We start from the raw sequence: 23918 nt of genomic DNA, 5'->3' as shown, positions 1-23918 counted from the left end.
CTCGAGCTGCTCTGGAGCCTTACGTGATCACCGTCGAGAACGTCAGCAAGTCCTTTCCCGGTAACGGCGCGCCCGTGGTGGCGCTGCGCGATGTGAACCTCGAGATCGGCGCGGGTGCCCTCTACGGGGTGGTCGGCCCCGCCGGTGCCGGCAAGTCGACCCTCGCCCGCTGCGTCGCGCTGGAGGAGCGTCCGGACCGCGGCGCGGTGCGCTTCGACGGGCTCAACGCCACCCGGCTGGAGGGACGGCGGCTGCGGGACACCCGCCGTCAGGTGGCGGTGCTCGACCCGCGGCTGCGGACCGAGCGGACCGTCGCGGGCAACGTCGCGCTGCCGCTGGAACTTGGCGGCGTGGACGGCCCCCAGCGGCGCAGCCGGGTCGGCACCCTGCTCGATCTCGTCGGCCTCACTCAGCGTGCGGCCGACCGGCCGGACGAGCTCACCGCGGGTCAGCGGCAGCGGGTGGCCGTCGCGCGGGCGCTCGCGGCGGCGCCCGCCGTCCTGCTGGCCGACGACCCGACCCATGAGGTGGACTCCGAGGAGTCCGGCGCGGTGCTGACCGTGCTCGACCGGGCGCGGGCCGAACTGGGTGTCACGGTGCTGCTGACCACGCCGGACGCCGGGGTGGCCCGGCGCGCCTGCGACGAGGTGGCGCTGCTGGAGCGGGGCACGGTCGTGGAGAGCGGCAACCTGCTGGAGCTGCTGGCGAAGCCGCACAGCCGGGCAGGCAAGGAGTTGCTGCCCGCGATCGAGACGACGCGCGCACAGGCGGCGCAGTACGACCGCGCGGTGGACGTGGTGCTGGTCGGCTTCGCCGCCGTGGGCGCCCTGCTGCCCGAGGCGGCGGGCCGGTTCGACGTCGAGCTCGCCACGATCGGCGGCGGGCTGACCCGCGTCGGCGACACCCCGGTGGCCCGCTTCCGGCTCGGCGTCCGTGGCCAGCGGGCCGACGCCGCCCTCGCGTGGATTGCCGAGCGCGGCGCCCACGTCACGCACACCCTCTACGGCCTGCGCAACGTGGCCGCCTGACCCGCAGGTCACCGCTCGTGAGTGCAGACACGAGTTAGAACTCGTGTCCGCACTCACGAGCGTTCGCGCGCCCGGTACAGCCAGCCGACCATGATCGCGCCCACGGCGAGCACGGCGGCGCCCCAGCCGCTGGCCGTCGCGAAGCCGTGCACCGTGGCCGCCGCACCGCCGGTGGCCGCCGACGCGGTCGCGGCCGTCGCGATCGTGTTCAGCGATGCCGTCCCCAGCGACGCGCCCACCTGCTGCGACGTCGTGACGAACGCCGAAGCCGCGCCCGCCTCCCGCGGCGCCACACCGCTGGTCGCGACGTTGATGACGGTCGGCATCGCCAGGCCGGCGCCGAGGCCGAGCAGCAGCTCCGCGGGCAGCAGCAACCCGGCGTAGGAGCTCTCCGGCGTCAGCCAGGTGAGCAGGAACAGCCCTGCCGCCAGCAGGAGCAGCCCGCCGACCAGTAGCGGTCGCGTCCCGATGCGGGCCGAGAGCCGGCCGGTGATCTGGGTGGCGGCGAGCACATTGGCCGCGACGAGCGGCAGGAAGGCGATCCCGGTGGCGAACGGGCCGTAACCCATGATCGCCTGCATCTGGTAGGTCAGGAACAGGAACATCCCGAACATGCCGAACGCCGCGACGCCGACCGCGAGGAAGGCGGCGGCCCGCGACCGCTCCGTCACGATGCCGAGCGGCAGCAGCGGCCCGCGCGTGCGTGCCTGCCGCAGCACGAACGCGACCACGAGCACCGCGGAGGCGCCGAGCAGGCCGAGCACCAGCGCGGAGCCGAACCCGCTCTCGGCGGCCTCGGACAGCGCGTAGACCAGCGAGACGATCGCGCCCCCGCCGAGCACCGCGCTGGTCCAGTCGAGCCGGGCATCGCGGTGGCCTCGCGCACGGGGCAGCACGAACACCCCGGCCACGACGGCGACGGCCGCGATCGGCAGGTTGATGTAGAGGCACCAGCGCCAGCCGAGGTACTCGGCGAGCGCCCCGCCCGCGATGAGGCCCACCGCCGCGCCGGACATCATGATCGCGCCGAAGATGCCGAACACCCTCGCCCGCTCCCGCGGCTCGGTGAACGTCACCGTCAGCAGCGAGAGGGTGGACGGCGCGAGCAGCGCGGCGAAGACGCCCTGGGCGGCGCGCGCGACGAGCAGCATCTCCGTGCCGGTCGCCGCGCCGCCGACCGCCGAGGCGAGGGCGAAGCCGACGACGCCGGCCAGCAGTGTATTCCTGCGGCCGAGCCGGTCGGCGAGCCGCCCGCCGAGAAGCAGCAGGCCGCCGAAGGTCACCGTGTAGGCGGTGATGGCCCACTGCCGGGCGGCGTCCGACATGCCCAGGTCCTGCTGTGCCGACGGCAGCGCGATCGTCATGATCGTCATGTCGATGATGACCAGGAGCTGGGCGAGGCCGATCACGGCCAGTGCCAGCCATCTGCGCCGGTCGACCTGCGCCGCCACCGGGGCGGGAGCAGTTGTCGTCATTGTTTCCCCTTGTGAGACCGTGTGGAGGCCCGATCTGACCGGCACGACGCGGAGTCGAATGATTACTTGCCGGCCGACTAGGTAGCCTTACGGTAGCAACGTAAGCCGGAACTAGCCGGGCGTCAAGTAAGTTTGTGAAGGGTGTTTGGAAGGGCGGACATGGCGGGGCGGCGCAGCGACACCAGGGAGCGCATCCAGCGGGTGGCGCTGGAGCTGTTCGTCGAGCAGGGCTACGAGAAGACGTCGCTGCGGGAGATCGCCGAGCGGCTGGATGTCACGAAGGCGGCCCTGTACTACCACTTCCGCACCAAAGAGGACATCGTCCACAGCCTCATCCAGGACCTCGTCGCCGCCCTCGACGAGCTGCTGGAGTGGGGCCGCGCCCAGCCGAGCTCGGTCGAGACGCGCGAGGAGGTCCTGCGCCGCTTCTCGGCGCTCGTCGCGGAGCGCTTCGCGCCCGTTATGCGCCTCATCCAGCAGAACGCTCCTGCCATGAAGGAGCTCGGCGTGATGCATCCGCTCGGTGACAAGCTCCGCGACCTGTTCGAGCTCATCTGTGCCGACGCGCGCGACCCGGCCAGCGAGCTGCGGGCCCGGCTCGCGCTCGTCGCCCTGGTGCTGGGACTCAACCCGATCTTCGGTGGCGGCAGGCAGGCGCCACCCGACGTCGCGCTCCAGGTCGCATTGGAGCTGGTTGCGCCGCGAGACTGAGCACGCCAAGTAGGCTGGAGGCCGTGCTTGCCGTCGTACCGCCGCCAGTCACCGTGCGGGTTCCGTCGAAGGTGAACCTGCACCTGTCGATCGGTGACGCGCGCGAGGACGGCTACCACGACCTCACCACGATCTTCCAGGCGCTGTCGCTGACCGACGAGGTCACCGTCGCCGCCTCCGAGGAGCCGGGCATCGAGGTCTACGGCGAGGGCGAGAAGTCGGTGCCGACCGGAACCGGCAACCTCGCGTGGAAGGCCGTACGGGCGCTCGCCGAGCACGTGGGCCGCCCCGAGGACGCGAGCAAGGTGCGGGTGGTGCTGCGCAAGGGCATCCCGGTGGCCGGCGGCATGGCCGGCGGCAGCGCGGACGCGGCCGCCACGCTGGTCGGGTTGAGCGCGCTGTGGCGGCTCGAGATCGGCCGCGACGACCTGGCCGAGATCGCCGCGGACCTCGGGAGCGACGTGCCCTTCGCGCTCTACGGCGGCACCGCCCTCGGTACCGGCCGCGGCGAGCAGCTCGTGCCCGTGCTTTCGCGGCACGTCTTCCACTGGGTGCTCGCGTTCGACCAGCGCGGGCTGTCGACGCCACGGGTGTTCGGTGAGCTGGACCGCCTGCGGGCGGCCGGGAACCCGCCGAGGGTTGGCTCGCACACCCCGGTCGTCGAGGCGCTCGCCTCGGGCGACCCGCACCAGCTCGCCCTGCTGCTCGGCAACGACCTGCAGGCGGCCGCCGTCTCGCTGCGGCCGGGCCTGCGCCGCACGCTGCGGGCGGGGGTCAACGCGGGGGCGCTGGCCGGCACGGTCTCCGGATCAGGGCCGACGTGCGCGTTCCTGTGCACCGGCGCGGACTCCGCGTTGGAGGTGGCCGCCGAGCTGTCCGGGGCGGGGGTGTGCCGCACCGTGCGGGTGGCGCACGGACCGGTGCCCGGTGCGCGCCTGGTCGGCGGTGACGACACGCCCCGGCACTCCGCGCCTCCGCAGGTACATGCCTGATCTGCTCGACGTTTTCGAATTCTGAGAGGAACAACCAACGGATGGCCAACCTGGTCAACCTGGAATCGGCCAGCAAGTCCTACGGGGTGCGGCCACTGCTCGACCGGGTGTCGCTCGGTATCGCCGAGGGAGACCGGATCGGGGTGGTCGGGCTCAACGGTGGCGGCAAGACGACGCTGCTCGAAGTGCTCGCCGGCATCAGCCCGCCGGACTCCGGGCGGGTGAGCCGGGCCCGCGGCCTGCGGATGGCCGTGGTCACGCAGCGCACCGACCTGCCTGAAGGCAGCACGGTGCGGGAGGCGGTGCTCTCGAACTACGCGGCCGAGTACGAGTGGGCCGCCGATGCCCGCGTGCGCTCGATCGTGGACGGCCTCGGCATCTCCGCGCTGGGCCTGGAGACGTTCACCGGGACCCTGTCCGGCGGTGAACGGCGCCGGGTCGCGCTGGCGGCGGCACTGGTCGCCGAGCTCGACCTCGTGGTGCTCGACGAGCCGACCAACCACCTCGACGTCGAGGGCGTGCGCTGGCTCGCCGAGCACCTGCTCGCCCGCAAGACCGCGCTCGTCGTCGTCACCCACGATCGCTGGTTCCTCGACACGGTGTGCGGCCGGACGTGGGAGGTCGCGGACGGCAAGGTCGAGCAGTACGAGGGTGGCTACGCCGACTGGGTGTTCGCCCGTGCCGAGCGGGCCCGGCTCGCGGCCACCGCCGAGGAGAAGCGCCAGAACCTGGCGCGCAAGGAGCTGGCGTGGCTCCAGCGCGGAGCCAAGGCGCGCACATCCAAGCCCCGGTTCCGCGTCGAGGCGGCCGAGGCGCTCATCTCGGACGTGCCGGAGCCGCGCAACACGCCGGAGCTGCTCGCGTTCGCCAAGCGCCGCCTCGGCAAGACCGTGCTGGAGCTCGAGGACGCGTCGCTCAAGGCCGGCGAGCGCACGCTGCTCGACCACGTCACGTGGCGGGTCGGCCCCGGCGACCGGATCGGGCTCGTCGGTGTCAACGGCTCCGGCAAGACCACGCTGCTGCGGTTGCTGGCCGGTGAGGCGGAACCGATCACCGGCAGGCGGATCGAGGGCAAGACGGTGCGGCTGGCGCACCTGAAGCAGGAACTCGAGGACCTGCCGGGCAACCTCCGGGTGCTGCAGGCCGTCGAGGCGGTCGCGGGCAGGGTGACGTTCGGCAAGCAGGAGCTCTCGGCGTCCCAGCTGGCCGAGAAGCTCGGCTTCCCGCCCGCGCGGCAGTGGACCCCGGTCGACGATCTCTCCGGCGGCGAGCGGCGCCGGCTGCAACTCGTGCGGCTGCTGATGTCGGAACCCAACGTGCTGCTGCTCGACGAGCCGACCAACGACCTGGACATCGACACGCTCCAGCAGCTGGAGGACCTGCTCGACTCGTGGGCGGGCACCCTGGTGGTCGTCTCGCACGACCGCTACCTCGTGGAACGTGTGTGCGACCACGTGGTGGCACTGTTCGGCGACGGCAAGATCACCCACCTGCCCGGCGGCATCGAGGAGTACCTCACCCACCGCAACAGCATTCATGAACGACCCGCTACTGGCGATAAGCGCCAGGAACGAGTCGTTCATGGCAGTCCGCCGAAGGTGACCGCTGCCGAGCACCGGGCCATCACCAAGGAGCTGGCCAAGCTCGAACGCAGGCTGGACACCCTGCACACCAAGGAGGCCGGGCTGCACGACGAGCTGGCCGCCGCCGCGACCGATCCGGACCGCCTGATGGAGCTCAACACCGAGCTCAAGAACCTCCGCGCGGAGAAGGACGACGTCGAGCAGCGCTGGCTGGAGATCTCCGAAGCGGTGGAGTGACCAGTGCGCCCGGGGCTCGTGAGTGCGCACACGAGTTAGAACTCGCGTGCGCACTCACGACCGGGAGGTGCTCCACGCCGCGGCGGCTGCTGTGCGCGAGGTTAAGGTCTACCCATGAGTCGGTTCGTGGACACGATGGTCGCCACCGCGCAAGCGGGTGGCAGGCAGCGCGGCATGATCACCGGTGAGCCGAAGGAGCCGGTCCGCAGAACGTGGTACGAGGTGCACGAGCGGGCCCGCCGCGTCGCGGGCGGCCTCGTCGCGGATGGCCTCCGGCCGGGCAGCGCCGTCGCCGTGCTCGCCGCGGCGCCCGAGCTGATCGCACCCACCGTGCAGGGCACGTGGCTCGCCGGGGGCAGCGTCACGATGCTGCACCAGCCGACACCGCGCACCGACATCGCCCAGTGGGCCTCCGACACCCTGCGCGTGCTGGAGATGATCGGCTCCGAGCTCGTGCTGCTGGGGGAGCCGTTCGACCAGCTCGCGCCCGTACTGACCGAGCATGGCATAGGCTTCTCCATGATCACCGACCTGCTCGCCGCCGAACCGCTCGCCGAGCCGGTGCCCGCCACCGAGGACCAGCTCGCGCTGCTCCAGCTCACCAGCGGTTCCACCGCAGAGCCCAAGGCCGTGCGCATCACCCACGGCAACCTCTACTCCAACATCAAGGCGATGGTCGACCGCGCCGAGTTCGTCTTCGACACCGATGTGATGGTCTCCTGGCTGCCGACCTTCCACGACATGGGCATGGTCGGGTTCCTGACCGTGCCGATGACGTTCGGCGTCGAGCTGGTCAAGATCACGCCCGTCGAGTTCCTCGGCGGCCCGCTGATCTGGCCCGAGCTGATCAGCAAGTACCGCGGCACCACAACCGCCGCGCCGAACTTCGCCTACGCGATCGTCGGCCGCCGGATGGCCCGGGTCTCCGACGACGACGCCTACGACCTGTCCACCCTGCGCATCGCCCTCAACGGCGCCGAGCCGATCGACCCGACCGCGGTCAAGACCTTCACCGATGCCGGTGCGCGGTTCGACATGCCGCCCGAGTGCGTCTTTCCCGCCTACGGGCTCGCCGAGGCCACCCTCGCGGTGTCGTTCGCCCCGCTGTTCACCGGCCTCACCGTGGACGTCGTCGAGGCCGAGGCGCTGGAGGCGCAGAACAGGGCCGTGCCCGTTCCCGAGGGCGACCCCCGCCGCGACACCGACGAGGTGCGCGCTTTCGCTCTGCTCGGCCCACCGCTGGACGGGCTGGAGGCGGAGATCGTCGACGAGCAGGGCAACCGGCTCGGGGAGCGGGAGGTCGGCGAGATCCGGCTCCGCGGCGAGGCGGTCACCCCCGGCTACCTGACCGTCGACGGCCCCGCCCCGGCACAGGACGCGGAGGGCTGGTTCGCCACCGGCGACCTCGGCTACCTCGTCGGAGAGCAGATCGTGATCTGCGGCAGGCGCAAGGACGTCATCATCCTCGGTGGCCGCAACGTGTACCCGACCGACATCGAACGTGCGGCCAGCTCAGTGGAAGGTGTTCGGGCTGGCAACGCGGTCGCGGTGCGGATCGACGCCGGTACTCGCCGGGAACGCTTCGCCGTCGTCCTGGAGTCCAAACTGGCCGGTGCCGAGGACGCGGAGACCAAGCTGGCGAAGGAGGTCACCGCCCGGGTGCGGGACGCCGTGGACGCGCGGCCGTACGCGGTCGTCGTGCTCCCGCCCGGCAGCCTGCCCAAGACACCGTCGGGCAAGGTCAAGCGGGCGGCTACGGAGACGCAGTACCGGGAGGAGATCCGGAGCCGGGCCTGACCCTGCGCCACAACGGCTTGCGCGCGTGGCTGTGCTCCAGCGCCGGTGCGACGTACGGCCGGTTCGGCCCGGAGTGCCCGGCCCTGGCGGCCAGCGTGCTCTCCACGACACGCAGGAATGCGTCGACCGCGGCCGGGTCGTAACCGCGCTTGCCCAGCGGTGCCGGGCTGAACGCGACCTGGTGGACGTCGGCCGCGGTGACGTCGTCCTCGCCGTCGAGAGTCGCGGCCACCCGGTCGAGGAAGTCGTCCACCTGCACCTCGTGGTAGCCGCGCGTGCCGAAGGGCGCCTGGGTGAACCGGATGTCGCGCGCGTCCGCGGAGGTTACGGCCACCTACCGGTCCCTGGCTGGTTCTGCGGCGGTGGTGTGCGGCCTGGCGCGCCCGGAGGTTGCCTGCGACTGCTCGCGGGCCGGTGGCACCTGGTGCGCGTCGCGCCGCACGCCGGTCCGGCTGAGCAGCTGCTCCTCGATGGTGTCCAGGAACTCGTCGACCTCGCGCTCGTCGTAGCCGCGCTTACCGATGAGCGGCCTGCCGAATGCAACGTGATGGACCTCGGCGGCGGTGAGGTCGTCCTCGTCGGAGAGCGTCTTCGCAACCCGCCCGAGGAACTCGTCGACCTCGTGCTTGGCGTAGCCACGGCGACCGATGGGGGCGTTGCTGAACTCGACGGCAAGCACGTCCGCAGCGGTGAACGACATGTAACTCTCTCTCCTGGCTCGGGTGGGGCGGTTTCTGTCCCCATTCCGTCCTAGCCGTCGGGAGAAGTGCCGGGAACCCCTCGGCGGGGTCCTCGACTCGAACAGGTGCCGTTGAAAACGCCTTCGAGTGAGGGGTCGGACACGCTGTGCGATCGCCGGAAGGGCTGTTCGGCGGTTCCTGCGGGTCAGGCCGCGTGAAACGTGTTCTGTGCCGCGGCGAGGCCGCGCGCGACGAGCTCCTCCGCGGCGTCGGCACACCGGTCGACGTTCAGTGCCAGCTCGCGCCGCTCGACCGCGGAGAAGTCCTTGAGCACGTAGTCGGCGGGGTCCATCCGGCCGGGTGGGCGTCCGACACCGAAGCGAACGCGGTAGTAGTCCTTCGTTCCCAGCGACTTCGTGATGGACCGGAGTCCGTTGTGGCCGTTGTCGCCGCCACCGAACTTCAGTCGCAGCGCGCCGTAGGGCAGGTCGAGCTCGTCGTGCACGACGATGACGCCGGTCGGCTCGACCTTGAAGAACCGGGCGGCGCCGGCCACCGGCCCGCCGGAGAGGTTCATGAACGAGCGGGGCTTGGCGAGCACCGCCTTGCGGCCGCCGATTCGCCCTTCGAGGACCTCGGCACCGCCCTTGTGCGCCTTGAACTTGCCGCCGAGCCGGGCAGCGAGCTCGTCGAGCACCAGGAAACCGACATTGTGCCGGTTGCCGGCGTAGCGCGGTCCCGGATTGCCGAGGCCGACGAGCAGCACCTGCTCGCCGGCGCCCGGCAGATCGTGCTCCACGGGTGGTGCCTACTCGTTCTCTTCGGACGTCTCCGGCTGGTCCTCGACGACGCCGGCGCCCTCGGTGTCCACGTCGGCCTCGAGAGCTGCCTCGCTGGGCGCCTCGTAGATGGAGACGACGAGGTGCTCCGGGTCGGTCGCCAACGTCGAGCCGGCAGGCAGCGGAACCTGGGAGGCGAGGATCTGGGAGCCGATCTCGGCACCCTCGATCGAGACCTCGAACTGGTCCGGAATGTGCATCGCGTCGACCTCGACCTGCAGGGTGTCGAGGTCCTGGTTCACCAGGCCGCCGGGGCCCGGATCGCCGACGAGCACCAGCGGGATGTCCACGGTGACCTTCTCACCGCGGTGGACGACCAGCAGGTCGACGTGCTCGATGTAGTTCTTCAGCGGGTGCACGGTGATGGTCTTGGTGAGCGCCAGCTCGGTGGCCTTCTCGGCGCTGGCCTTCGCGCCGGCGACGTCCAGGGTGAGCACGGCGTTGTTGCCGTTGTCCCGGATCACGCGGGCGAACTCGACCGCGGGAAGCGCCAGGTGGCGCGGGTCGGCACCGTGGCCGTAGAGGACCGCGGGGATCTTGCCGGAACGGCGGGTACGGCGCGCCGCACCCTTGCCGAACTCGGTGCGCTGTTCGACGGTCAGACGTACCTCGGACACGGGTATGCACTCCTCGCGGTGGGGTCAGAAGCGTTGCTGTGCGGCTGTCCGGCGGCGAGTTCCACGACGCGCGCGCACGCGTGGCCGCTCGAGCCGCCGCGTCGATCACGTCGGGCACCGGTTGCCGGGTGCCCGCCTCGCCGAGACAACCTGCACAGTTTAATCCAACCGCTGTGACACCGGGCGCCGGGTGGTCACCTCAACGGTCCGGTCAGGCGCTGCCGTCGAACAGGCTGGTCACCGAGCCGTCCTCGAAGACCTGCTCGATCGCGCGCGCCAGCAGCGGCGCGATGGAGAGCACGGTCAACCCCGGGAACCGCTTCTCCTCAGGGATCGGCAGCGAGTTGGTGATGACGACCTCGCGCGCCTGGCAACCGGCCAGCCGCTCGGTGGCCGGATCGGAGAGGATCCCGTGCGTCGAGGCGATGACCACATCGGACGCCCCAGCCTCGATCAGCGCCTCGGTGGCCTTCACGATCGTGCCGCCGGTGTCGATCATGTCGTCGATCAGCACGCACAGCCTGCCCTGCACGTGTCCCACGACACGGTTCGCCACGGCCTGGTTCGGCGTGTCCGGGTCGCGCGTCTTGTGGATGAAAGCGATCGGGCGGTCACCGAGCTGCTGGGCCCACTTCTCCGCCAGCCGGACCCGGCCGGAATCCGGCGAAACCACCGTGATGTCGGCGTCGCCGTAGGTGTCCCTGACGTGGTCGGCGAGCACGGTCTGTGCCAGCAGGTGGTCGACGGGACCGTCGAAGAAACCCTGGATCTGCGCGGTGTGCAGGTCGACCGTCATGATCCGGTCGGCGCCCGCCTTCTTGAACAGGTCCGCGATCAGCCGTGCGGAGATCGGCTCCCGGCCCTTGTGCTTCTTGTCCTGCCGCGCGTACGGGTAGAACGGCATGATCACGGTGATGCGCTTGGCGCTCGCGCGCTTGAGCGCGTCGACCATGATCAGCTGTTCCATCACCCACTCGTTGATCGGCGTGGTGTGGCTCTGGATGACGAAGGCGTCCGAACCGCGGACCGACTCCTCGTAGCGAACGAAGATCTCGCCGTTGGCGAAGTTGTGCAGTGTCTGCGGGGTGATCGTCGCGTTGAGGTTCTTGGCGACCTCTTCGGCGAGTTCCACGTGTGCGCGCCCGGAGAAGAGCATCAGGTTCTTCTTCGGCGTGCCGGACTTCGGACTCATTCTGGCGACTCCCCGTCGGTATCGGTTTCCTGCTGTGCGGTGAGCGCCTTCTCCGACGCCTCGGCCGCGGGAGTGCCCGGTCTGCGCCGGGGCACCCAGCCCTCGATATTCCGTTGTGGTGCCCCCGAGACCGCCAGCGCGCCCGGAGGGACGTCGCGGCGGATCACCGTGCCCGCACCGCTGTAGGCGCCGTCGCCAACCGTGACCGGTGCGATGAACATGGTGTCCGAGCCGGTTCGCACATGTGAGCCGACCGTGGTGTGGTGCTTGCTGACGCCGTCGTAGTTGACGAAGACACTGGACGCGCCGATGTTGCTGTGCTCGCCGATCGTGGCGTCACCGACGTAGGTCAGGTGCGGCACCTTGGACCCGGTGCCGATGTCGGCGTTCTTCGTCTCGACGAACGTGCCGATCTTGCCCCGCTCGCCGAGGCGGGTGCCCGGCCGCAGGTAGGCGAACGGGCCGACCGAGGCACCCTCGCCGATCACCGAGGCGCTGCCGTGCGTGCGGATCACCGTGGCGCCCGCCCCCACGGTCAAGTCCGTGAGCGTCGAGTCGGGCCCGATCCGGGCACCTTCGCCGACGCTGGTGGCGCCGTGCAGCTGCACACCGGGTTCGAGCACGACGTCGCGGGCGAGCGTCACGTCCGCGTCCAGCCAGGTCGTCGCCGGGTCGACCACGGTCACGCCCGCGCGTTGCCAGTGCCGCACGATCCGGCGGTTGAGCTCGGCGCCGAGCGTGGACAGCTGCACGCGGTCGTTCACGCCCTCGGTCAGCCACGGGTCGTCCACCACGAGGGCGCCGACGCGCTTGCCGTCGCCACGCGCGATCCCGAGCAGGTCGGTGAGGTACAGCTCGCCCTGCGCGTTGTCGGTGGAGAGGCGGGCCAGCCCGTCGGCGAGTGTCGCGGCGTCGAAGGCGTAGACACCCGAGTTGATCTCGGTGATCTCCAGCTGTTCCGGGCCGGCGTCCTTCTGTTCCACGATGCCGAGCAGTTCGCCGTGCTCGTCGCGCAGGATGCGGCCGTAGCCGGTCGGGTCCGGCAGGACCGCGGTCAGCACGGTGGCCGCGTTGCCGCTTCCGGAGTGCTCGGCGAGCAGTGCGGCCAGCGCCGTGGTGTCCAGCAGCGGGGTGTCGCCGTAGGTGACCAGGACGGTGCCCGAGAGGCCGGGCGGGAGGTCGGCGAGGGCGCAGGCGACGGCGTGCCCGGTGCCACGCTGCTGCTCCTGCACGGTGGTGGCCACCGACCTGCCGAGGGCCTTGCCGACGCCGTCGAGGTGCTCGGTCACGGCCTCCCGCCCGTGGCCCACGACCACCATCAGCTGCTCGGGGTCGAGACCGGCCGCGGCCCGCACCGCGTGCTCCACCAGCGGGCGCCCGGCGATGGGATGCAGTACCTTCGGTGTGTTCGAGCGCATGCGGGTTCCCTCACCCGCGGCGAGTATGACTGTGCTCAGCGGGCCGGTCACGGCACTCCTCAGTGTCTATCTGGAGTCTATCGGGAAAACGCGGCCACGATCCTACGTGTGGTCTCTCTGGCCGGACGCGGGGTCGCCGGCCGACTGTTCCAGGTGGTCATCCGCCTGCTCCTCGGATGTCATCGGCGCTGACGCTATCTGATTGCCGCCACGGCGTTTCGCCTGGTACATCGCGGCGTCCGCGCGGGAGAGCACCTCCTCGGCCCGCTCCTGCGGGCGCAGGGAGACGAGCCCCACGGACAGTGTCACACCGTGCGAGAGGTGCTTCGGCAGCGAGGCCACGGCGTCGACCGAGCGGCCGAGCGCCTGGGTGGCCGCCGACACCGGCGCACCCGGCAGCAGGACGATGAACTCGTCCCCGCCGTAGCGGGCGACGATGTCGTCACCGCGCAGCGCGTCGCGCAGGGTGCTCGCGACGACCCGGAGCACGTCGTCGCCCTCGGCGTGTGAATGCTGGTCGTTGACGTCCTTGAAGCCGTCGAGGTCGACGAGCGCGACGGCGAGCGGCTGGCTGGCCGCCGAGGAGGAGAGGGCGCGCAGCCGCTCGTCGAGGGCCCGCCGGTTGGGCAGGCCGGTCAGTGGATCCTGCAGTGCCTGCTGGGTGATCGCGCCGTGCTCGGCGTAGAGCCGCTCGTGCTCACGCCGGGCGTTGAGCGCCGCGATCTGCGACTCGCGCAGCGACCACAGCTCGGCCTCCAGCGCGGCCGCGTACTCGGACAGCGGGCTGCTCGGTTTCGTCTCGGGCTCAACCGACTCGCCGAATTCGTCCACACCGAGCCTGGCCAGCTCGCGCACCAGGTTCAGCCGCATCGACGGCTGTGAGTTGTCCTCGGCCTGCGTGTGCCGCGCGGTTCGCAGCACGTCCAGCGCTTCGTCCCGGCGGTCGTCGGCGTCGAGGCAGCGGGCGAGCGCGATCGTGACGATGACGTGCTCGTGCGGGTAGCCCTGCTCGCCGTGCAGCCGCCGCAGGCGCTCGACGTGGGCGGGGCTGGGGGCGGCGAACGCGAGCGAGGCGGCCAGCACGCCGACCTGCTCCACGGCCGGTACGCCGGTGCGGCGAGGGAACAGCGATTCGGCGAAGGGCGCCTCGACGGCGATCGCCATCGACGCGGCCGTGCGGAACTTCTCACCGGCCTCGTCGTAACGTCCCACCCGCTCCAGGCGCAGGCCCCAGCCGAGCAGCATCTTCACGCGGTTCATCAGCTGGAGGGTGATCTCGTGCGGGCCCGCGCTGTCCCGGACGGCCTGGTGGGCCCTGGCGATGACCTCCTCCGCCGCCTCGTACACGCCCAGCTGGTTGAGCACGATCCAGCAGTCGATCAGTGCGGAGGACAGCAGGCGGTCCCAGGCACGCCTGCCGAGCTGGACGTCCGGGTTCGGTGAGTCGTCGAGGATGGCGAGCGCCCTGGCGATCTCGGTGAGCGCCGCGTCCTCCTGCGCGGACAGCACGAGCCGCCTGCCGCGCAGCGCGTGCGCGTTCGCGCGCAGGAGGGCGAGGCCGTGCCGCTTGGTGTGCGCGAGCATCTCGTCGAGCAGCGACTCCGCCTCGTGGGCGAGGCCGCGGGTGACGAGCCGGGCGAGCGCTGTCGCGCGCAGCATCTGGGCGACCAGTATCGGCTCGCCCCGGCGCTGGGTCTCCTCGAGCAGCCCGTCCAGGGTCTCGATGACCCTGAGCTGCTCGGGCCGTTCGCTGCGCTGGACCGTGGCGATGAGTTCGCGGGCGCGACCGACCAGCCAGGCGTCGGACATGTCGCCCAAGGCCGGGCGCCTGGGATCCGCCGTGTCGAGACCCTCGCTGTGCAGCCGCCACACACCCCCTACCGGCTTGTCGGAGCTGCCGTGCTCCGCCGCCAGGATTCGAACCTGAACTGTCAGAACCAAAATCTGAAGTGCTGCCAATTACACTACGGCGGATCGCGCCTGGTCAGGATAGCCACTTGGAGATTGGGTACTCGCTGTGGGGTTGACCCCGCGCCGTCGGGTCTCCCCAGGGGGTGCGACCTCCTGTACCGTAACTTACGGAAACGTAGGTAAGGTGACCCTTAGGTCTGTTCGAGGAAAGAAGTGAAGTGCATGACGGCGACCCTCGAAGGTTCCGCGGCGCCCGCCGCCAAAGGCCCTAAACCGATCCTGGACGGGAAACGCTCCCTCGGTGTGCAACTCTCCGTGTACTTCGGCGTCCTCGCTCCGCTGGCCGCGCTGGTCGCGGCCGTTCCCTTCGCCTGGGGCTGGGGCCTGACCTGGGTGGACGTCGCGCTTTTCGCGGTGTTCTACGTCATCAGCGGCCTCGGCATCACCGTGGCGTTCCATCGTCACTTCACCCACGGCTCGTTCAAGGCGAAGCGGTGGCTGCGCGTGACGATGGCGATCGCGGGCAGCATGGCCGTGCAGGGACCGCTCATCACGTGGGTGGCCGATCACCGGAGGCACCACGCGTTCTCCGACCGCGAGGGCGACCCGCACTCCCCGTGGCTGTTCGGGACCTCGCCGGCCGCGCTGGCGAAGGGCTTCTGGCACGCGCACATGGGGTGGCTCTTCGAGCGCGACCAGAGCAACGTCGAGCGGTTCGCGCCCGACCTGCTCAAGGACCCCGCGCTCAGGAAGGTCGACCGGCTCTTCCCGCTGTGGACGGCGCTGACGCTGCTCGCCCCGGCGCTGATCGGCGGCCTGGTCACCTGGTCGCTGTGGGGTGCGGTGACCGGATTCTTCTGGGCCGGGCTCGTGCGGGTCTGCTTCCTGCACCACGTGACGTGGTCGGTGAACTCGATCTGCCACATGATCGGCGAGCGCCCGTTCACCGCCCGCGACCGCTCCGCCAACTTCTGGCCGCTGGCCATCTTCTCCTTCGGCGAGTCGTGGCACAACCTGCACCACGCCGACCCCACGTCCGCACGGCACGGCGTCGGACGCGGCCAGATCGACATCTCCGCACGGCTGATCTGGATGTTCGAGAAGCTCGGCTGGGCCTACAACGTCCGGTGGCCGACGCCGGGACGTCTGTCCAGGTTGGCGGCCGAATCCCGCTAGACCCGGCCGGTAGTCTGCCGGAGTGGCGAGAAGGCGGGCGAAACGTGATCCGGCCACCGGGGTGCGACCTGGCGCCCCGGTGGCCCGGGTCCGCATGACCGGTACCGAGCGCAGGCAGCAACTGCTGAACGTGGCGCGCGAACTCTTCGCCGAAAAGGGTTTCGACGGCGCTTCGATCGAGGAGATCGCGCATCGGGCGAACGTGTCGAAACCGGTCGTGTACGAACATTTCGGTGGCAAGGAAGGGATCTACGCGGTCGTCGTCGACCGGGAGACCCAGCTGCTTCTCGATCGCATGATCTCCACGCTGCACGGCGGGCACCCGCGCGCGATGCTGGAACAGGCGGCGGGTGCGCTGCTCGGGTACGTGGAGGAGTCCCACGACGGGTTCCGGATCCTGGTCAGGGACTCGCCGGTCGCCAGCTCCACCGGCACGTTCTCCACGGTGCTCAACGACATCGCCAGCCAGGTCGAGCACATCCTCGGCCAGCAGTTCTCCGCGCGCGGCTACGACGAGAAGCTCGCCGCGCTCTACGCGCAGGCGCTCGTCGGCATGGTCGCGCTGACCGGGCAGTGGTGGCTGGACGCGCGCAAGCCCAAGCGCGACGAGGTCGCGGCCCACCTGGTGAACCTGGCCTGGAACGGCCTGTCCCACCTGGAACACAAGCCCAAGCTGCGGCTGCAGTAGCTCCCGCTCAGCGTGGCCGGCGAGTACGGGTACGCGTGAGGGTGAGCGTTGCGGCCAGCGCAACCAGCACGGCGAGGATCCCGAGCAGCGGTACCGGGCCGATCCGGTCGACCCACTCGGCGAGCAGCGCCTGCACGGAGCCGGCGGCGTCCACGATCGGATCGGCCGCCGAGCCGCCGGCGTGGAAGAGTCGCAGCTCGTAGCTGCCGTAGTAGCCGATGTAGAGGCCGGCCAGTACGAGCAGGCCGCCACCGATGCGGTTCACGTGCGGCAGGATGCGCCGCATGCCGCCGGTGACCGCCGAGCTGGCCAAGGCCACCGCGACCGCCAGCACCCCGACGACGAGTGTCATGCCGAGGCCGTAGGCGAGGTAGGCGCCCACGCCCTCGACGATCGAGCCGCTGCTGAACGTCGTCGCCGTCACCGCGAGGAACGGTGCGATGGTGCAGGAGAGGGAGGCGACGGCGTAGGCGAAGCCGTAACCGAGCATGGAGCCGATCCGCGCGTTCGGCGCGCCCCTCGCGGGCTTGGGAAGCAGGAGTGTGAGCTCCCTGCCCGCCAGCAGCCACCCGCCGAGCGCGACCATCACGGCACCGGTCACGACGGTCACCACCGGCAGGTACTCCTGCACCGACGACGCGAGCGGCGCGATCACGAGCCCGAACGCGCCGAACACCGTGACGAAGCCGACGGCCATCGCCGCGGTCGCCACGAGTGCCCGGCCCGTCGCGGCGAGCCTGCCGTGCTGGTGCGCGCCCTCGCCGGCCACGACCAGTGCCAGGTAGGCGGGCAGCATCGCGAAGCCGCACGGGTTCACGGTGGCCACCATCCCGGCGGCGAGTGCGAAACCGAGGGTGTCGAGGTCCACGTTCAGCCGGCTGCCAGATTGCCGACGCGCTCGGCGAGCTCGGTTTCGGAGAGCTGCTGCTTGACGACCTCCACGGTGCCGTCCGGGCTCACGAACGCGTACGCGGGCTGGTAGGTGACACCGAACCGCTGCCAGATCTCGCCGCCGCTGTCGTCGAGGTGGCGGAAGCCGTCCACGCCGTAGTCCCGCACGAAGTCCCGCATGGCACCGGTGTCGGACTGGGAGGCGACCCCGACGAAGGCCACGTCGCCCTCGTTCGCCGCCGCCGTGTCCGCCAGCGTCGGCGCCTCGGCGCGGCAGTTCGGGCACCACGGCGCCCAGAACCACAGCACGGCGGCCTTCCCGGCCAGACTGGCGCCGGAGAACTCCTCGCCCTCCAGTGTCCGCGCGGTGAAGTTCAGCTCCGCGGGCGGATCCGGCTCGGCCGCGGGTTCTCCGCCGGCCACGGGGCTGCCGGAGGACGTGGACGACGTGGACGACGCGGACGGCGACTGGGCGGCCGGTGTCGCGTCGCCGCGCGGTTCCTGCTCCGAGCCCTCCGAGCCGCAGCCGGCGACCAGCGCCGCGGCGGCGATCGAGACCAGTAGTGCGCCGAACGGCCTGGCGCGAACGAACATGGTCGACCTCCGTTGATTTGCCTCTGCCGGACATCCTGCGCCATCGCGGCCGGGAAGAAGACGGCCAGGCACATTACGGACCCATGACGTCTACCGAACCAAACGCGAGGGACCGGTCGTGAGTGCGCAGACGAGTTCTAACTCGCGTAGGCACTCACGACCGCCACCTCGCCGGCCGCGCGTTCCCGGTGGTCAGCCCGGCGTGACGCGCAGGAGCTGGTCGTCGTCGCCACCGGAGGTGGTGACGTAGAGCGCACCGTCCGGCCCGGAGCGGACCGCGCGCAGCCTGCCGAAGTCGTCGTTGAACGCGGGGGGCACGACGACCTCCGTCACCTGCTCGCCCGCCTCGTCGATGCCGAACAGCAGCAGCTTCTGCCCGCGCAGCGCGCACACCGCGAGCGTCCCGTCGAGCTCGCCCCACTGCTCACCGTCGACGAACGCAGCGCCGCTCGGCGCCTCGGTCTGCTCGCCGGTCGTCCACAGTGGAGGCACGGCGTCCGGGAACCGTTCCAGATCGGTCATCGGGACGTCCTCGTCGTAGTGGTCCACGGTGCCGCCCTGGGACGGGTCCCAGCCGTAGTTCCCACCGGCGCGCAGGCGGTTCACCTCGTCCAGGCCCGTCGGCCCGTGTTCCGAGGTGAACACCTGGTCCGTGCCGGGACGCAACGCGACGCCCTGCACGTTGCGGTGCCCGTAGGTGTAGACGCGCTGCTCGTTCTCGTTCGCCGACGAGGCGAACGGGTTGTCCGGCAGAGCCTCGCCGGTGTCCAGGTCGATCCGCAGCACCTTGCCGCCGAGGCTGGTGCGGTCCTGCGGGATCGTGGGGTCCTCGGCGGTGTCGCCGGTGCCGACGTACAGCGCGCCGTCGGGGCCGATCGTGGGCCGGCAGCCGGAATGCCTGCCGCTGGAGTTGATCGGCAGTCCGGTGAGCAGGTCCCGCTGCCGGGTGGCGCTGCGCCCGTCCGGCGACAGCGTCCAGGTGACCAGGCGAATGTCCACGGCCTCGCCGTTCTCCTGGTATGTCTGGCACATCGTGAACTCGCGGGACTCGGCGAAGTCGGGGTGCACGACCATGCCCATCAGCCCACCCTCGCCCTGGACGTACACGTCGTCCAGATCGGCCGCCACGTCGGTCACCGTGGCGTCCGGACCGGTTCCGGAGACGAGCGTGAGCCGGGCAGGGCGCTGGGTGAGCAGGATCTGCCCGTCCGGCAGGAAGCCCACGTCCCAGCCGTGCTCGAGCCCGGAGGCGACCTCCTGGATCTGCAGATCGGTCCCTGGCTCCCCGGTCGGCGCCGAGGTGGGGACCGCCTCGGCGGGCTGGTCCTCGGTGTCCGGTGAGCAGGCCGCGGCGAGTATCGCGAGCAGGGCGAACCCGGCGATTCCGATCTTTCGTGCACGCATGCGCCCCAGTGTGCCCTGGACCGCGGTAACGCCGCCGTGTGCGGCGTGTCGTACGGTCGCCGTACCCTGGAATCCGAGAGCCCCTGCCGCGTCTCCTCCTGGGCAGGGGTGTGTCCTCATGTGAGGGGAATCTTTGGTGGCCGAGCCGAACACGTCGAGCACCGCTCTGCTCTCCGGGCTGTTGTCCGCGGTCCTGCCCGATCCCGCGCTGCGGGGCGTCGTCGAACGTGCCGGGGCGCCGTTGCTCGAGCTGGAAGGTGCACCCGCGAGCAGGCAGCTCGTGGTCGCCGCGCTCGCCGCGGAACAGGGTGCGAACCGGCCGGTGCTGGCCGTCACCGCCACCGGCAGGGAGGCCGACGAGCTGACCGTCGCGCTGCGCAGCCTGCTCGGAGCCGAGGTGGTGGCCGACTTCCCGTCGTGGGAGACGCTGCCGCACGAGCGGCTGTCGCCGCGCGCCGACACGGTGGGCAGGCGGCTGGACATCCTGCACCGGCTCGCCCAGCCCGGCCACGGCGGGCTGCGGGTGGTGGTCGCCACCGTGCGCAGCCTCATCCAGCCGATGGCGCCCGGGCTCGGCGAGCTGGCTCCGGTCGAGCTGCGCGTCGGGGAGGAGAACGAGTTCGAAGCGGTACTGGAAAGGCTGGTCGAGCTCGCCTACACGCGAGTGGACATGGTCGAGAAGCGCGGCGAGTTCGCCGTGCGCGGCGGCATCCTCGACGTCTTCGGGCCCACCGCCGAGCATCCGCACCGTGTCGAATTCTGGGGCGACGAGGTCAGCGAGATCCGTGCCTTCGCAGTCTCCGACCAGCGCTCGCTGGCCGGTGAGATCGCCGAGGTCGTCGCGCCGCCGTGCCGGGAGCTGCTGCTCACCGCCGACGTCAAGGCCAGGGCGACGGAGCTCGCCGAGGCGCACGCCGCCGACGCGCAGCTGGCCGAGATGCTGACCAAGCTCGCCGACGGCATCCCGTGCGAGGGCATGGAGGCGCTCATTCCCGTGCTCTGCGAAGGCGAACTCGAGCTGCTCACCGACGCCATGCCGGAGGGCACCCATGTGGTGCTCGCCGATCCGGAGAAGATCAGGGCCAGGGCGGCGGACCTGGTGCGCACCGGGCAGGAGTTCCTCGAGGCGTCCTGGATGACCGCCGCGGGCGGGGGCAACGCGCCCATCGACCTCGGCGCCTCCGCCTATCGCGGCCTCGCCGACGTGGCCGCGCACGCGGGACAGACCGGTCGCGCGTGGTGGACGCTTTCACAGCTGACCAGCGAGGACGACGTCTACCGGCTGGAGATCGACAGCGCACCCGGCTACCGCGGTGAGCTGGAGCGGGCGAGCGCGGACCTGCGCGCCCACACCGCCACCGGCGGCGCAGCCGTCGTGGTGGTGCCCGGCGCGGGCACGGCCGCCCGCGCGGTGGAGCAGCTCTCCGCCGCCGAGGTGCCCGCCACGCTCGCCGCCGAGGGCCTCCCCGAACCGCCGCGCGCGGGAGTGGTCACCGTGACCTGCGGCGGGATCGCCGACGGCTTCGTCGCGCCGTCCTCGGCGCTCGTGGTGCTCAGCGAGTCCGACATCACCGGCAGGGGTGCCACCGCCGGGCGGTCGACCCGCGACCTCAACACGAAGATGCCGTCCCGGCGGCGCAACTCCGTGGACCCGATCGCATTGAAGGCCGGCGACTACGTGGTGCACGACCAGCACGGCATCGGCCGGTTCGTCGAGATGGTGCAGCGCACCGTCGGCGGCGCGACGCGGGAGTACCTGCTGCTGGAGTACGCGCCGTCCAAGCGCGGCCACCCGGGCGACCGCCTGTTCGTGCCGACCGACCAGCTCGACGAGGTCTCCCGCTACGTTGGCGGGGAACTGCCGACGCTGAACAAGCTGGGCGGCTCGGACTGGAAGAACACCAAGGCGAAGGCGCGCAAGGCGGTCAAGGAGATCGCCGCCGAGCTCGTGCAGCTATACGCTGCCCGGCAGGCCGCGCCGGGGCACGCGTTCGGCGCCGACTCGCCGTGGCAGGCGGAGCTGGAGGACGCGTTCCCGTTCGTCGAGACCGGTGACCAGCTCGCGGCGATCGACGAGGTCAAGGCCGATATGGAGCGCAGCGTCCCGATGGACCGCGTGATCTGCGGGGACGTCGGTTACGGCAAGACCGAGATCTCGGTGCGGGCGGCGTTCAAGGCCGTGCAGGACGGCAAGCAGGTCGTGGTGCTCGTGCCCACGACGCTGCTGGCGCAGCAGCACCTCAACACCTTCACCGAGCGGATGCAGTCGTTCCCGGTGAACATCAAGGGCCTGTCCAGGTTCACCGACCCGCACGAGGCGGAGCAGACCATCGCCGGGCTGGCCGACGGTGAGGTGGACATCGTCATCGGCACGCACCGCCTGCTGCAGACCGGCATCCGCTACAAGGACCTCGGCCTGGTCATCGTCGACGAGGAGCAGCGCTTCGGGGTGGAGCACAAGGAGCACATCAAGGCGCTGCGCACCCACGTGGACGTGCTGACGATGTCGGCGACGCCCATCCCGCGCACGCTGGAGATGAGCATGGCGGGCATCCGGGAGATGTCGACGATCCTGACGCCGCCCGAGGACCGGCACCCGATCCTCACCTACGTCGGCGCCTACGACGACAAGCAGGTGGGGGCCGCGATCCGGCGCGAGCTGCTGCGCGACGGCCAGGTCTTCTACGTGCACAACCGCGTCTCGACGATCGAGAAGTCAGCCCGGCGGCTGCGGGAGCTGGTGCCCGACGCGCGCATCGTCACCGCGCACGGGCAGATGAACGAGCACAAGCTCGAACAGGTCATCCAGGGCTTCTGGGAGCGCGAGTACGACGTGCTGGTGTGCACGACGATCGTGGAGACCGGGCTGGACATCTCCAACGCCAACACGCTGATCGTCGAGCGGGGCGACATGCTCGGCCTGGCGCAGCTGCACCAGTTGCGCGGCCGGGTCGGCCGCGGCCGAGAGCGCGGGTACGCGTACTTCCTGTACCCGGGCGAGCAGCCGCTCACCGAGACCGCGCACGACCGGCTGGCCACGATCGCGCAGAACACCGAGCTCGGCTCCGGGATGGCGGTCGCGATGAAGGACCTGGAGATCCGCGGCGCGGGCAACATCCTCGGCGCGGAGCAGTCCGGGCACATCGCGGGCGTCGGGTTCGATCTCTACGTGCGGCTCGTCGGCGAGGCGGTGGACGCGTTCCGCAGGCACGCGGGTGCCGAGCCGGCCGAGGAGCCCGCGCCCGCGGAGGTGCGGGTGGACCTGCCGGTCGACGCGCACATTCCGCACGACTACGTGCCCGGCGAGCGGCTGCGGCTGGAGGCCTACCGCAAGATCGCCGCCGCCCCGGACGACGCCGGTCTCGACGCGGTGCTCGACGAGCTCACCGACCGGTACGGCCAGCCGCCGGCTCCGGTGCGGAGGCTGCTGAAGGTCGCGTCCTTCCGGCAGTCGTGCCGGGCCGCGGGAGTGACCGAGGTGACGATGCAGGGCAACACGGTCCGGTTCGCGCCGCTGCCGCTGGCCGACTCCCAGCTGGTCCGCCTGAAGCGGCTCTACCCGAAGGCGGTGTTCAAGGCGGTGACGGACACGGTTTCGGTGCCGAGGCCCACGGAGGGCCCCGCGGGCGGGCGGATCGGCGCGCCGCCGTTGCGGGACGAGGCCCTGCTCGACTGGTGTACGCAGCTGCTGACCTCGCTGACCAAGCAGCCCGCCGCCGTCGGCTCGTGAGTGCGCACGCGAGTTCTAACTCGTCTCCGCACTCACGAGCCTGAGCAGCGGCAGGGGTTCACCGTCGGCTGCCAGCCGTGCCGGTGCAGCACCCGGCGCACCTCGGCCGCGACGGCGCACGGGCCGTCGTGCACGTCGTGCCAGCCGTAGACGAGCCGTGACCGCCTCGCGAGTTCGGCGGCGTTGTCGCGCCGCCGATCGCGGAAGGCGACACCGGCCGTCGCATGGGTGGCACGGCCGTCCAGCCGCACGGTGAGCGGCACGCCGAGCGGGTCGTACGTGACGTCCTCCCACAGCGTGCGGCCGTCCACGCTCATCGGTGCCTGACGCCTGCCCCCGGGAATGCCTTGCTCACGCTCGACGCGTTCGGCGTACTCGACCTCCAGCGCCGACATGAGCCCGCCGGCGACCAGTTCGAGCGCCCGCTTGATCGCCGTGCGGTAGCGCCACGGCGGCCGGCTCTGCACGCAGCCGAGCATGTCGGTCATCGACACCGGTGCCGAGCTGACGAGATCGACGACCAGGTACAGCGCCTGCCGGGCGGTCTCCTGCGCGACCGCGAGGTCGACGATCGTGTCGGTGCGCCGCGTGCGCGGCAGGGTGGCCTCGGCGACGGAGTGGCGCAGCGCCCGCGACCGGTGCACCCGCACGAGCGGGGGCTGGGAGACCGCCGAGCACGAGTAGGGCACGGTGATCTCGACGGGGCGGTCGGCGACCGGCAGCATGCCCCACTCCTCGGCGGCCGTGTGGTGGGACAGCGTGGCATACGGCCCGCCGTACAACAGCGCGGCGCGCAGCCGCGCGGTGCGGGACGGTTCGCCGGTGAACGTCGCGTAGACCCTGGGCAGCACGCGATGCCAGCGGCCGGCCACCAGGTTCGCGGCGATGTCGCCGTCACTGTGCCCGTGCATGCGCAACTGCGCGTGGCTGACGATGCCGGTCTGGTCGTCGAGCA

The 23918-nt window shown here is 71.2% G+C and carries 20 protein-coding genes and 1 tRNA gene; 8 read left to right on the top strand and 13 right to left on the bottom strand.

The features are described 5' to 3' along the window. Window positions 1-23 precede the first annotated feature (23 nt). Window positions 24-1028, top strand: a complete 1005-nt coding sequence (locus tag JAP66_RS16445; protein ID WP_199432606.1) for a methionine ABC transporter ATP-binding protein — start codon at window positions 24-26, stop codon at window positions 1026-1028. Window positions 1029-1081: 53 nt separating this feature from the next. On the opposite strand, the gene JAP66_RS16440 is transcribed toward JAP66_RS16445, so the two are convergent. Beyond that, the gene (locus JAP66_RS16440; protein WP_199432605.1) at window positions 1082-2503 is read right to left on the bottom strand and encodes an MFS transporter; all 1422 of its coding nucleotides are present in this window, start codon (window positions 2501-2503) and stop codon (window positions 1082-1084) included. A 141-nt stretch (window positions 2504-2644) separates the two neighbouring features. Between JAP66_RS16440 and JAP66_RS16435 the strand changes: the two genes are divergently transcribed. The 4 genes from JAP66_RS16435 (at window position 2645) to JAP66_RS16420 (ending at window position 7823) form a co-directional block, all read left to right on the top strand. After that, complete coding sequence (locus JAP66_RS16435; RefSeq protein WP_307849587.1) at window positions 2645-3214, top strand: TetR/AcrR family transcriptional regulator; 570 nt, start codon at window positions 2645-2647, stop codon at window positions 3212-3214. Window positions 3215-3237: 23 nt separating this feature from the next. Beyond that, window positions 3238-4206 carry a 4-(cytidine 5'-diphospho)-2-C-methyl-D-erythritol kinase gene (locus JAP66_RS16430; protein ID WP_199432604.1) on the top strand — a complete coding sequence of 323 codons (969 nt, stop codon included), beginning with the start codon at window positions 3238-3240 and terminating at the stop codon, window positions 4204-4206. Between the two features lie 41 nt (window positions 4207-4247). Beyond that, window positions 4248-6026 carry an ABC-F family ATP-binding cassette domain-containing protein gene (locus JAP66_RS16425; RefSeq protein ID WP_199432603.1) on the top strand — a complete coding sequence of 593 codons (1779 nt, stop codon included), beginning with the start codon at window positions 4248-4250 and terminating at the stop codon, window positions 6024-6026. 114 nt (window positions 6027-6140) lie between these two features. After that, window positions 6141-7823: a fatty acyl-AMP ligase gene (locus tag JAP66_RS16420; protein WP_199432602.1), complete on the top strand. Its 1683-nt coding sequence runs from the start codon at window positions 6141-6143 to the stop codon at window positions 7821-7823. On the opposite strand, the gene JAP66_RS16415 is transcribed toward JAP66_RS16420, so the two are convergent. The 8 genes from JAP66_RS16415 to JAP66_RS16380 all read right to left on the bottom strand — a co-directional run bounded on the left by JAP66_RS16415 (window position 7780) and on the right by JAP66_RS16380 (window position 14543). Beyond that, window positions 7780-8157: a DivIVA domain-containing protein gene (locus JAP66_RS16415; protein WP_199432601.1), complete on the bottom strand. Its 378-nt coding sequence runs from the start codon at window positions 8155-8157 to the stop codon at window positions 7780-7782. The two genes, JAP66_RS16420 and JAP66_RS16415, sit on opposite strands and share 44 nt — an antisense overlap. After that, complete coding sequence (locus JAP66_RS16410; RefSeq protein ID WP_199432600.1) at window positions 8158-8523, bottom strand: DivIVA domain-containing protein; 366 nt, start codon at window positions 8521-8523, stop codon at window positions 8158-8160. Between the two features lie 185 nt (window positions 8524-8708). Next, window positions 8709-9302 (bottom strand): aminoacyl-tRNA hydrolase, encoded by a 594-nt coding sequence (gene pth, locus JAP66_RS16405; RefSeq protein ID WP_199432599.1) that lies wholly within the window; start codon window positions 9300-9302, stop codon window positions 8709-8711. Between the two features lie 9 nt (window positions 9303-9311). Continuing rightward, window positions 9312-9959, bottom strand: coding sequence for a 50S ribosomal protein L25/general stress protein Ctc (locus tag JAP66_RS16400; protein ID WP_199432598.1), 648 nt, complete (start codon window positions 9957-9959; stop codon window positions 9312-9314). A 211-nt stretch (window positions 9960-10170) separates the two neighbouring features. Further along, the gene (locus JAP66_RS16395; RefSeq protein WP_199432597.1) at window positions 10171-11151 is read right to left on the bottom strand and encodes a ribose-phosphate diphosphokinase; all 981 of its coding nucleotides are present in this window, start codon (window positions 11149-11151) and stop codon (window positions 10171-10173) included. Then, entirely contained in the window at window positions 11148-12620 is a 1473-nt protein-coding gene (gene glmU / locus JAP66_RS16390) for a bifunctional UDP-N-acetylglucosamine diphosphorylase/glucosamine-1-phosphate N-acetyltransferase GlmU (protein ID WP_199432596.1), read from the bottom strand. Before glmU ends, JAP66_RS16395 begins: the two co-directional genes overlap by 4 nt. Window positions 12621-12671: 51 nt before the next feature. Next, a complete protein-coding gene (locus JAP66_RS16385; protein ID WP_199432595.1) occupies window positions 12672-14378 on the bottom strand; it encodes a GGDEF domain-containing protein in 1707 nt (568 codons plus the stop codon). 93 nt (window positions 14379-14471) lie between these two features. Further along, a tRNA-Gln gene (locus JAP66_RS16380) sits at window positions 14472-14543 on the bottom strand. Window positions 14544-14702: 159 nt separating this feature from the next. On the opposite strand from JAP66_RS16380, the gene JAP66_RS16375 reads away from it, so the two are divergent. Then, a complete protein-coding gene (locus JAP66_RS16375) occupies window positions 14703-15656 on the top strand; it encodes an acyl-CoA desaturase (RefSeq protein ID WP_199432594.1) in 954 nt (317 codons plus the stop codon). 94 nt (window positions 15657-15750) lie between these two features. Beyond that, window positions 15751-16344 (top strand): TetR/AcrR family transcriptional regulator, encoded by a 594-nt coding sequence (locus JAP66_RS16370; protein ID WP_199432704.1) that lies wholly within the window; start codon window positions 15751-15753, stop codon window positions 16342-16344. A gap of 7 nt (window positions 16345-16351) precedes the next feature. Here JAP66_RS16370 and JAP66_RS16365 read toward each other — a convergent pair whose 3' ends face one another. From JAP66_RS16365 to JAP66_RS16355, 3 genes are all read right to left on the bottom strand, one after another. Further along, window positions 16352-17212, bottom strand: coding sequence for a cytochrome c biogenesis CcdA family protein (locus tag JAP66_RS16365; RefSeq protein WP_307849586.1), 861 nt, complete (start codon window positions 17210-17212; stop codon window positions 16352-16354). A gap of 2 nt (window positions 17213-17214) precedes the next feature. After that, window positions 17215-17829, bottom strand: coding sequence for a protein disulfide oxidoreductase (locus JAP66_RS16360; RefSeq protein WP_199432593.1), 615 nt, complete (start codon window positions 17827-17829; stop codon window positions 17215-17217). Between the two features lie 192 nt (window positions 17830-18021). Then, window positions 18022-19233 (bottom strand): PQQ-dependent sugar dehydrogenase, encoded by a 1212-nt coding sequence (locus tag JAP66_RS16355; RefSeq protein WP_199432592.1) that lies wholly within the window; start codon window positions 19231-19233, stop codon window positions 18022-18024. 136 nt (window positions 19234-19369) lie between these two features. On the opposite strand from JAP66_RS16355, the gene mfd reads away from it, so the two are divergent. Then, a complete protein-coding gene (mfd, locus tag JAP66_RS16350) occupies window positions 19370-22963 on the top strand; it encodes a transcription-repair coupling factor (RefSeq protein WP_372448977.1) in 3594 nt (1197 codons plus the stop codon). Between the two features lie 32 nt (window positions 22964-22995). Here the strand turns inward: mfd and JAP66_RS16345 are convergent, their stop codons facing one another. Continuing rightward, on the bottom strand, window positions 22996-23874 hold the full coding sequence (locus JAP66_RS16345; protein ID WP_235999049.1) for a hypothetical protein: 879 nt from the start codon (window positions 23872-23874) through the stop codon (window positions 22996-22998). Window positions 23875-23918 lie beyond the last annotated feature (44 nt).

This window comes from Qaidamihabitans albus, assembly GCF_016464705.1.
GTDB lineage: Bacteria > Actinomycetota > Actinomycetes > Mycobacteriales > Pseudonocardiaceae > Qaidamihabitans > Qaidamihabitans albus.
This window is presented reverse-complemented; position numbering and strand designations above follow the sequence as displayed.